The organism is Sulfitobacter sp. HI0040 (assembly GCF_001634885.1).
Classification (GTDB): Bacteria; Pseudomonadota; Alphaproteobacteria; order Rhodobacterales; family Rhodobacteraceae; genus Sulfitobacter.
Window position 1 is genome coordinate 1 of record NZ_LWEX01000426.1, and the last position, 10,111, is coordinate 10,111.

The 10,111-nt window shown below is 58.6% G+C and carries 9 protein-coding genes; 7 read left to right on the forward strand and 2 right to left on the reverse strand.

Going from position 1 to position 10,111, the window contains the following annotated elements; genetic code table 11:
- Positions 1-660: 660 nt before the first annotated feature.
- The 3 genes from repA (at position 661) to repC (ending at position 4,412) form a co-directional block, all read left to right on the forward strand.
- Positions 661-1,872 (forward strand): plasmid partitioning protein RepA, encoded by a 1,212-nt coding sequence (gene repA / locus A3728_RS17650; RefSeq protein ID WP_009574268.1) that lies wholly within the window; start codon positions 661-663, stop codon positions 1,870-1,872.
- A 103-nt stretch (positions 1,873-1,975) separates the two neighbouring features.
- On the forward strand, positions 1,976-2,971 hold the full coding sequence (repB, locus tag A3728_RS17655) for a plasmid partitioning protein RepB (RefSeq protein WP_067926683.1): 996 nt from the start codon (positions 1,976-1,978) through the stop codon (positions 2,969-2,971).
- Between the two features lie 160 nt (positions 2,972-3,131).
- Positions 3,132-4,412, forward strand: a complete 1,281-nt coding sequence (gene repC / locus A3728_RS17660; RefSeq protein WP_067926687.1) for a plasmid replication protein RepC — start codon at positions 3,132-3,134, stop codon at positions 4,410-4,412.
- A gap of 12 nt (positions 4,413-4,424) precedes the next feature.
- Here repC and A3728_RS17665 read toward each other — a convergent pair whose 3' ends face one another.
- Positions 4,425-5,540, reverse strand: coding sequence for a tyrosine-type recombinase/integrase (locus A3728_RS17665; RefSeq protein WP_067926691.1), 1,116 nt, complete (start codon positions 5,538-5,540; stop codon positions 4,425-4,427).
- A 152-nt stretch (positions 5,541-5,692) separates the two neighbouring features.
- On the opposite strand from A3728_RS17665, the gene A3728_RS17670 reads away from it, so the two are divergent.
- From A3728_RS17670 to A3728_RS17680, 3 genes are read left to right on the forward strand one after another with little or no spacing between them, the layout of a single operon-like run.
- Positions 5,693-7,336, forward strand: a complete 1,644-nt coding sequence (locus tag A3728_RS17670; protein ID WP_067263190.1) for a Mu transposase C-terminal domain-containing protein — start codon at positions 5,693-5,695, stop codon at positions 7,334-7,336.
- Complete coding sequence (locus tag A3728_RS17675) at positions 7,327-8,268, forward strand: TniB family NTP-binding protein (RefSeq protein WP_009804176.1); 942 nt, start codon at positions 7,327-7,329, stop codon at positions 8,266-8,268. The genes A3728_RS17670 and A3728_RS17675 overlap by 10 nt, the downstream gene beginning before the upstream one ends.
- On the forward strand, positions 8,265-9,332 hold the full coding sequence (locus A3728_RS17680) for a TniQ family protein (protein WP_082851131.1): 1,068 nt from the start codon (positions 8,265-8,267) through the stop codon (positions 9,330-9,332). Before A3728_RS17675 ends, A3728_RS17680 begins: the two co-directional genes overlap by 4 nt.
- Here A3728_RS17680 and A3728_RS23530 read toward each other — a convergent pair.
- Positions 9,235-9,480, reverse strand: a complete 246-nt coding sequence (locus A3728_RS23530) for a hypothetical protein (protein ID WP_150122264.1) — start codon at positions 9,478-9,480, stop codon at positions 9,235-9,237. The genes A3728_RS17680 and A3728_RS23530 overlap by 98 nt on opposite strands.
- Here A3728_RS23530 and A3728_RS17685 point away from each other — a divergent pair.
- Positions 9,479-10,111: DUF1403 family protein (locus A3728_RS17685; protein ID WP_067926695.1), on the forward strand; the 633-nt coding region annotated here is incomplete at its 3' end. The two genes, A3728_RS23530 and A3728_RS17685, sit on opposite strands and share 2 nt — an antisense overlap.

Sequence of the window (10,111 nt, forward strand, 5' to 3'; positions counted from 1 at the left end):
GTCGAGTGCGGCGGCATCTGGAAGAAGCAGAACAAGGAGACCGGCGCCGACTACTACACGTTGACCATCCGCGACCACGGCTTCAACGCCAATCTCGGCAAGGCCGCCAACCAGGACGATCTCTCCCTGCAGGCCGTCATCCCCTGGGGTCCGAAAGACACCGCGTGACGCATAGAATCGGCTGGGGCAACCCAGCCGATTCCCGCTGTTTCCCTTCGCGCTGACACGCATTCCCCGCATTTTGGAGTCAGTGGTTGGTGTGCTTGGTGGAGGCAAGTTATCACTGCATTGGCGCAAGGTGACGATGACGCACGCCGGTTCGGAGGAGACGGGTTCGTGGTTCCCCTAGCGTTCTGAGGCTTCGAGCGTCTTTCATTTTGACAGCCGTGCAGCGTGGCAAAATAAAATAATAACAAATAGTTAGGGTGTAACTGGCGTGAGGTTGAAGTTGACTGCACATCCGAGCTAGTGACAGTTTCCCCTAGATATTGGGTAGCTACATTCTTCGATCGCTACACTTTGTCCATACATCTAGGCAAGCTGGTGGATTGGGTAAGATCTAGCTGCCGGGTGAAAATCGTTGTTAAGACTCGTTTTTCCGTGTAGATGACACTTTAACGAGCGAAATCGCTGAAAAAGCGATATTTAGAGGGCAGGCTGATGCGAGAACGGTCTTTTGCGGCTGATACGAAGGATCAACCCTTCGACGAGATCATCCTACAGCAAGGAGAGTTGATTTCCGACCGCCTCAATATGTTGCGGCAGGAACAGTATCCTCCGGACGCCCAAAAAGGTCTACGTCAGTTTTCATTGGCTGAGGTTGCCTACTATCTCGGCGTGACGCAGTCGACCATTAAGAAGCTTCATCTCGAAGGCAAAGGTCCTGAACCTGAAACATCGTCGTCCGGGAGGCGCAGCTACTCGGCCGAGCAGATGCTGGAACTGAGAGCTTATCTCGATAAGCATGGCCGCCCCGGAAAACGCCGTTATGTCCCCTATCGGCAACCTGGCGAAGAACTGCACGTTGTGTCTGTCGTGAACTTCAAGGGGGGTTCCGGAAAGACCACTACCGCCGCCCACCTCGCGCAGCACTTGGCGTTAAAAGGGCATCGAGTTCTTGCGATCGACTTGGACCCTCAAGCCTCGCTCACAGCTTTGCACGGCATTCAGCCTGAACTCGACGACGTGCCTTCGCTCTACGAGACACTTCGGTATGATGACGAGCGCAAGCCGATCTCAGAGGTGATCCGGCCAACAAACTTTCCCAACCTAGATATTGTTCCGGCAAGTCTCGAGCTTCAAGAGTACGAATACGATACCCCAGTTGCTTTGACGAGCAGCGATCCCCATGAGGGCCGTACCTTCTTCACTCGCATATCAAAGGCGCTTAGCGAGGTTGATGATCGCTATGACGTGGTTGTGATCGATTGCCCTCCTCAGCTGGGCTACCTCACGCTCACTGCTCTCACGGCTTCTTCCTCGGTCATTGTGACGGTCCATCCTCAGATGCTGGACGTCATGTCGATGAGCCAGTTTCTCCTGATGCTGGGGGGGATCATGAAGACGATCCGTGACGCTGGAGCGAACATGCGCCTGAAGTGGTTCCGTTACCTCGTAACGAGATTCGAACCAACGGACGGTCCCCAAAAGCAGATGGTTGGGTTCCTCCAGGCGATGTTCCCAAATCAGATGTTGTCGGCTCCTGTGCTTAAGTCTACGGCGATCTCCGACGCTGGGATCACCAAGCAGACGCTTTACGAAGTTGAACGGTCTCAGTTCGTGCGGACTACTTACGACCGCGCCGTGACGTCTTTGAATGATGTGAACGACGAAATCGCTGAACTGATCCACAAGGCTTGGGGGCGAGAATGAATGTGGTTTTGACAGCCGTGCAGAGAGCCAGTTTTGACAGCCGTGCAACTGTCGAAATGCGCGCTGCGTGTCGGTTGGATTCGGACGAAAGGGAGATGGCCTGATGGCTCGCAAAGACCTCCTGAAGAGCGTCATGGCCGGCTCGCCGGAGCAGTCGAAGGATTCCGGTCGCTCTGGATACGCAATGCGCGGGGCTTCGAAATCGATGAAGGTTTCGATTGATAGCCTTGCGGAGAACTCGAAGCGTCTCCTTGAAGGGGAAACCATTGTCGAGATCGATCCGCAATTGATCGATGTGTCATTCGTTTCGGATCGGCTTAGTGATGACGATGTTGCTTTCGATGAACTGAAAGCATCGATCGCAGCGGGTCGCCAGGACACGCCGGTGTTGCTTAGACCGCATCCGGAAGCGGATGGCCGCTATATGATCGTCTTCGGGCATCGCCGTGTGCGAGTTGCATCGGCGCTCGGCCGTAAGGTTCGCGCAGTTGTAAAACCAATGGACGATGTGGCTCACATTCTTGCTCAAGGGCAGGAAAACACTGCGCGCGCAGATCTCTCTTTTATTGAGAAGGCCCTATTTGCGAAGAGCCTCTTGGATATGGGGCAAGCAAAGGACGTGATCCAGTCCGCCCTTACCATCGATGGGACTTTACTTTCACGGATGCTGTCAGTGGCGCAGAACGTCCCTCGGCACGTCATCGAACAGATTGGGCCGGCCAAGCAGATTGGACGTGATCGCTGGGAAGACTTCAAAAAGTTGGCTTCGGAACCATCGAATGACAAGCTCCTCAAGGGAGCTTTGGAGTTCGACGGGTTTCAAAACCTCGACAGTGATGCTCGCTTTGAGTTCTTGCACAGCAAGCTGGCAGAAGCGGGCAGGGCGCCGAAGCGCCGAAAAACGCGTGCTACGCCCAAGAAGCGAACCTGGACTGCCGGTAAAGGCCGCATCAAGGGAGTCATCGGTCGTTCCGGAAAGGCATTCAGCATTTCGCTTACGGCACAAGATTCAACCGAGTTCGGGGACTTTCTCTCGGGTCGGCTTGATCAGCTGTACAGCGAATTCCTCGCGACGAAAGAGGAGCAGTCAGAACAATGATCTAGGCAAAAGAAAAGCCCCCAAGCAGCGTGGCCTGAGAGCTAATCTGAAAAGTTTGGTCGCTTAGAAGATATCTCTCCCGCGAATCACTGTCAACAAGAACGCCACCGCGGCGAACGGCTTTCTTTTGCCTCCACATAACTGGAGGTAAGAAACAGGCATGAAACATACAGGTTGGCGCAAGCCGACACCGGGTCTTGGCATTGCAGAGCAGCTTGCCCAAGCCGGTGAACAGGTAGCTGTACCCAAAACGCGGGCCTTTGTGGCCGTGAAGCGGGTCGGTGCATATATTGGCCTCAAGGCCGGAGACATGATGCTCCTCGATACGCTCGGGGCCTTTACGCAGGCCCAGGACTGGGAGGAGGGGCAGCGCCCGATCGTCTGGGCATCGAATGCCTATCTGATGGAGCAGACGGGGTTTTCGCTCTCTGCACTAAAGCGGCATGCACGGCGACTGGCCGAGATCGGCGTGATTTCCTTCCAGGACAGCCCGAACGGCAAGCGATGGGGCCGTAGGGACGCCGAAGGGCGCATTGTCGAGGCCTACGGCTTCGATCTGTCGCCGCTGTCGGCGCGTGTCGAGGACTTCGAGGAGCTCCATGCCGATTTGCAGGCCGAGCGCGAGCTCTGTCAGCGCCTGAAGCGCCAGATCACCGTGGCACGCCGTATGATCCGCGCTCGGATCGAGGCGGCCGTCAGCAGCGCGCTACGCGGCCCCTGGGCGCAATTCACGGGTCTCTTCGAGGAGCTTCTGAACCGGCTTCCGCGCCGCCATGAAGCCTCCGAGCAACTTGCGCGACTCCTGATGTGTTTCAAGGAGCTTCAGGAGCGTGTCGAGGCGGCGTATCTCAAGGCAACTGAGGTCGCTCAGAATGTGGAAAACACGCCTGAAACTAGGGAACAAGTTTCTGATAAGACCCAAGAAATGAACCCCAGGGAGGTCATTTCTGACCCTCATATACTAATTACAAACCAACTTAATCCTGTAACTCGTAATTCCTCAGAAAATGAGGAAGTCGCGGCCGTGGTGCCCAATGCTCAGCCCGAAGATCAGGTTGATAGGGAGCTGGAAGAGTGGGTAGCCGAAGTGCGCAAGAAGCGCCCGGCGCTGGATCTGCCCACTGTGATGCAGGCTTGTCCCGAATTCGCGTCCTGGGCGCGAAATATGGGCGGGTTCCTGAAGGATTGGGGTGATCTGCACCGGGTTGCCGGGCAGCTCAGGCCGATGATCGGGGTGTCCGAGCATGCGTGGAACGTGGCGCAAGACCGGCTGGGCAAACAGGTGGCGACAGCGGCGCTGGCGCTTGTCTTCGAGAAGCATTGCGCCGGCGAAGTTTCCTCGCCGGGCGGCTATCTGCGCGGGATGGTCGAAAAGGCCGGGGCAGGGGAGCTGCACCTTGAGCGCAGCTTCTATGGCAGGCTCAGCGGGCAGGCGGCGTGATGGGGCAGGGGCTCAGAGGCCGGCAGCCTTGGTCAGGTTCACGCGGAACCGGTCGCGTCGGCGTTGGTAGCGACGAGTCATCTCTGCCGAGGCATGCCCCAGCTGCTTCTGGACGTAGCGTTCGTCGACCTCCGCTGAACTGGCGAGGCCGGCACGCAACGAGTGACCTGAGAACAGTGCCAGGCGCTCTTTCTCGGGCAACTCGGATCGGATACCGGCATCCAGAACCGTGCGCTTGATCAGCCGCGCGACATGTTTGTCGTTCAGGCGCGTTTCAGATGCGCGTTTACCATCGCGCGAGGTGCCGACGAAGACTGGACCGAAGTCGAGCTTCGCAAAATGCAGCCATTGCTCGAGCGCATGCACGGGGCAGGTCTGATCCTTGGAACCGCGGCCAATCTCGACTTCGCGCCAACCGGTCTTGGCATTCAGCGTCAGAAGGGCGCCTTTCTCGAAGATCTCGATCCAGCCGCCGGAGTCCGGTGTGTCGTCCTTATGTACGTCCAGGCTGACGATCTCCGAGCGGCGCAGGCCTCCGGCGTATCCCAGCAGCAGGATTGCCCGATCCCGCAGCCCGCGCAGGTCGTAGGGTAGGGTGGCGACCATCGCGAGGATGTCTTCCGCCAGGATAGCTTCCTTCTGAACCGGCGGTCGCGCATGTTTGCGCTTGATCCCGGCCAGCACCGTTGCGATGTGGCGGTTCTTTCGGTCGAGGGAAAAGCCTCGCTGCGCGTAGTTCCAGGCGAGGCCCGACAGGCGACGGTCGATCGTACTGACCGATAGGGGTCGGGACGCCGACTGCGAGGGGGAGGGGCCCGACCCGGACGCCAGGTCCGCGAGATAAAGCCCGATCATCTCTGGTGATGGAGGCAGCAGGTCCGTTCCTTTCAGCCTGCACCAGCGCGCGAAGTGCTTCCAGTCGGCGGCATAGGCCTTGTTGGTGTTCTCAGCGGTCGAGGCCTTGGCATAGTCGCGCGCTGTGTCGATCAGCCGATCGAGTGTGCCGGACCCGGCGACATGAGAGGGCAGGGCGATCCCATCGCTTTCCTCTTGATCTCTCCTGTCGAGGGGAACATCATTTGTCGCATCAGGGGGCGCTGACGTCGATTTCTCGGTCTCTGAGGGCATCTTTCCACTGAATCCGGCGGTGAAATTGAACTGTCGTTCTTGTTTCATCATTGGAATCTAACCCATTGATATTATTATATTCATGTTTCTGTTTCATTCCCGGATTATAGTTTCATTATCGGACATAAGATACCTTTTTGTGGGTTTTGGCCATGGTGGATCGCTCAGACATCAACGCCGTAGATGATGCGGCATGGGAACAGGCGGTTGCGCGTGAAGGAGTGATACGAAGGCTGGCGAGCATGGCCAAACCTAATCGCCGCGAATTCCTCTCGGCCTGCCGGGAACTTGGTCTCAAACGATCCCGTCTTTACGATCTAATCAGAGCTTATAAGGCGCGGCCGATCACCAGTTCTCTCCTGACAGGCGCGCCGGGGACCCAAACGGGCAGCAGGCGGTTGCCGGCAGCGATCGAGGCCGTGATTGCAGCGGCAATTGAGGACTTCTTCAAGTCCCGTCAGAAGCCGAGCATCAATGCGTTGTACAAGGAAGTGCGCAGGCGTTGCGGTCAACAGGGCCTGCGCGCTCCGTGCTGGACCTCTGTCCGCGACCGTGTAGCCGCGATAGACCCTGCCGAATTGGTGGCGGCCCGCGAGGGGGCCCAGGCAGCCCGTAGTCGTTATCATCCTGTCGCCGGAACCTATCGGATTGAGCGGGCTTTCGAGGTTGTCCAGATCGATCACACTTTGGTGGATGTCATCGTTGTAGACCGTTCCCACCGCAAGCCCCTGCAAAGGCCTTGGGTGACGCTGGCCATCGACATTGCCAGCCGTATGGTTGCTGGGTTTTATCTGACACTGGAACCGCCATCAGCCTTGTCGGTTTCTTTGGCGGTCCAACATCTTGTGCAGCCCAAACTGGATTGGCTGGACGGTTTGGGCATTGATGCAAACTGGCCGACGTCGGGGTTACCTGAGACCATTCATGTCGATAACGCCAAGGAGTTCCGCTCAAAGGCAATGCGGCGTGGTGCTGAAGAACATGGGATTTCGCTGCAGTACCGACCGATCGGATCGCCACATTACGGCGGTCATATCGAGCGGCTGATCGGAACGATGATGGGGGCGGCACATTTGCTGCCCGGGTCGACATTTAGCAACATCAAAGACCGTGGTGACTATGACTCTGTAGCAAATTCGTCGATGACGCTGGATGAGCTGGAGCGGTGGTTTGCTCTTGAAATCACCCGTTATCATGCTGAACGGCACCGATCCTTGGGTATTCCACCGATTGCGGCTTGGCAGGAGGCCGTTCAGAGACGCGATGCGGCCTTGCGACACCCCTATGATCCAGAAGGGTTTCGGATCGACTTTCTGCCTGCTGTCGAACGTATGGTGCGCCGCGATGGTATCCACCTGTTCGGCCTAAGATACTGGGACGATGTTCTGAGTATTTGGGCTGGCAGGCAGGGGCGACAGTTGCGTGTGTCCTACGATCCACGGGACCTGTCCACCGTGTTCGTGCGGGGCCCGGATGGTCAGCGATACCCTGTGCGGTTTGCCGATCTGCGGCACCCTCCGATCACTTTGGCAGAGCATCGCCGCGCGCAGACAGTTCTGCGCCAGCGGGGTCGATCGCTAGAGGACGAAGAGCTGATTTTCGCAGTGATCGAAGAGCAGCGGGCCTTGGTTGATGCCGCATCAGGCAAAACGCGGGAAGCCAGACGATTTGCGGAACGGCGAGATCGGGCACTGGCTAACGTCGAGCCTGCCGCGATCGAAGAAAACGACCTTGAACATGCAGAATCTGGTGACATCCTCAATGTGCCCAGTTTCGAAGTGGAGGAATGGTCGTGAGCGGGGCAGGGGAGTTCGCACATCTCGATCCGAACTATCGACGGTTCGCTGCCCTTTCGGACGAAGAGCGTATTGCCTGGATCAGGGCTGACCGCTGGATCGGCTTCGATCAGGCGGGATTGGCGCTTGGACGCCTTGAAAACTTGCTTACCTATCCGCCGCGCGACCGGATGCCCTGTCTGCTGATCTATGGCGACACAGGCATGGGTAAGACCAAGATCGTGCGCAAGTTTGAACGTGATCACCCGCCAAAGTTCTGTCAGGTAACCGGCGTCGATCATCGCCCAGTGGTGGTTGCACAAGTACCCTCCGAGCCGATCGAGCGGGATCTTTACCGCGAATTGCTGTCCAGTATGGGCGCGCCGGCAATGGCCGGGGGCACATTGGCCCGCGAGAAAGATGTCTGCCGCTCGCTGCTGCGAACGGTCGGGGCGAAGATGATCATTCTCGACGAGGTGAACGGCATGCTGGCCGGGACATATAGGCAGCAGCGGATTTTCCTCAATGCCATAAGATTCCTCGCCAACGATCTGCGGATTCCCCTGGTCTGCGCAGGGACCGACCTCGCCCGCCAGGCATTGCTGACGGATGCGCAATTGGCGGAGCGGTTCGAAGCGTTTCACCTCAAGCCCTGGAAGAACGATGCCGTCTTTGCCGGACTTCTGAAAAGCCTCGGGCACATCCTGCCGCTGCGCGAGCCGTCCGATCTGACGGGCACCGCGACCAGGGCACGGGTCCATGCGCTGACCTCTGGTGTAACGGCGCGCATATTCCGTTTGATCGAGACCGCGGCGGAAGCAGCCGTTCACTCTGGCCGGGAGAGACTCGACGCCAAGAGTTTCGGAGATGATCTAGTACTGCCGCTGGTGTCGATGACGCAGAGCAATCGCCGTCGGCCGCGCCAAACCCCGCAACCCCAGGCTTCGGCATGACAGCAGCGATCCGGCTTCCCGTTGCGCCGCGCCCGTTTCGGGATGAATTGCTCTCCTCTTGGATGGTCCGGGTCGCCTCTCGCTATGGTTTGGAGGTGCCTGACATGACGGCGTATATGGCAGGGCAGAGGGATACCCTACCGTTGCTACGCCAGATTGATGACACAGCGCCTGACCCGGAACTACTAAAGATTTGGGCGCGGGGCTGCAGGATCGATCCTGCGCGCCTCGAACGCCTTTCATTGAAATTTAGGCACCACAACCGGCCGCGCGATTGGATTTCGAGTGCGAGAGGGGGAGGTGTATCCGTATGTTTTGCCTGCTTTGATGCGGATGTCGCGGTGGGGCGGGACGCCTATATTCGGGCTGATTGGAGGTTGGTTGAACGGGTTGTTTGCCCGGTTCACAAAGAGATGCTGCGGGACCGCTGCCTTGAATGCGGTGCCCACCTGCGGACTTCGTTCAGGTTGCGCACGGGTCTGCTTCGGGTGTTCTGCGCCAAATGCGAGTGTCTTCTCACAGGCAGGGGAGGGGCGCGGGCGGATCGTGCAGACACGGCATTTACAGAGGGCACTCTAACGTTTCAGCGGCAGGTCGAGCGGATCATCAATGGTGATAAGGGTCACCTGGCTCTCTTGGAGCGGACAATACGCGCGCTATGGGCACCGCTTGATCGGGCGGGTGCTGCGCGTCCTGTCTTGGCGCTTTGGTTCGATCAAGAGGGATGGAACTGTCCTTTCGAGGCCCGAGCCGCCGTAGGCGCGCCGGCCCCGCTCCAGCATCTTTCCGTACGATGGCGTGTCTTGACGCTGGTTATCCTTGGCGATCTCTTTGGAGAACGGATGGTTCCAATGGCGACAATGCCTGAGGCGGCCGCGCGGTTGTTCAGACGTGCCGCGCCGATCCCGCGGGCACCCTACGGGCGCAGGGCAGCAATCAGCAAGGGAGAGGACCCGATCGACATCGTCACAAGACGAGTCCAGCGATTGAGCAAGAGCCCAGTCCCCCGATGGAATGGAAACTTCGAGGACGAGAGGGCTGATTTTGGGCGAGTCCGGCCATGAAACTAAAGCGACAATTGAACTGCTTCCCAGCATAATCCTTGATGTCCGATAATGCAAACTTATTGGACATAAGTAGATCGCGCAAGGCGGGGCGGTTTTTTTCTAATTCTGTGGTAGAAAGCGCCGTGGTGATATAGGCTTCACGCATGACATTCGCCCGACCGGACCCCATCAGCGACCTTGAAACACTACCCCGGATGCCCTCGTGGGTCACCTCCGCGCGTGCTGAAACCCTTGAAGATGTTACGTTTTTGTCGGGTGCGGCACTCAACCACCTGCATGTTGTGTTAGGACGCGCAGAGGTGCCCCAAGCCTTGTTGCGGGAGCGGATGGCGCTGCGCGCGGCGGAGGTTTGCGTTGGGTTTTCGGGTCGGCCGGAGCGGGCAGGGGAGTTGCGCGACGCGGCGCATCTGTTGCGTCCGGGCGATCTGCCTGGACCGGCGGGGGAAATCTTCCTGGCCTGGCGGCGTGCGGTGGAGCGACCGGTGTCGCTCAAGGCGCTGTGCCGAGCCGAGCCGACCCTCGAGCAGGCCGCGATCGCAGCATGGCTCGATGCGGGGCAGGGCGCACCGGTAGCCCGTGCCGCGATGGTGCTGGAGACGGTCCTGACGGAAGCGCCGCGCGCTGACGTGCCGGCGTTTATCCTTGCCGACGCGGCCCTCGCCCAAGCGCTTGGCTGGGAGCATCTTGTGCCGCTGCTCGCCACAGGCCTGAGACGCGCCGACCTGCGCAAGCAAGGCGATGACCTGCGCCTGGCCTGTCATCGCGCACTCATCTCG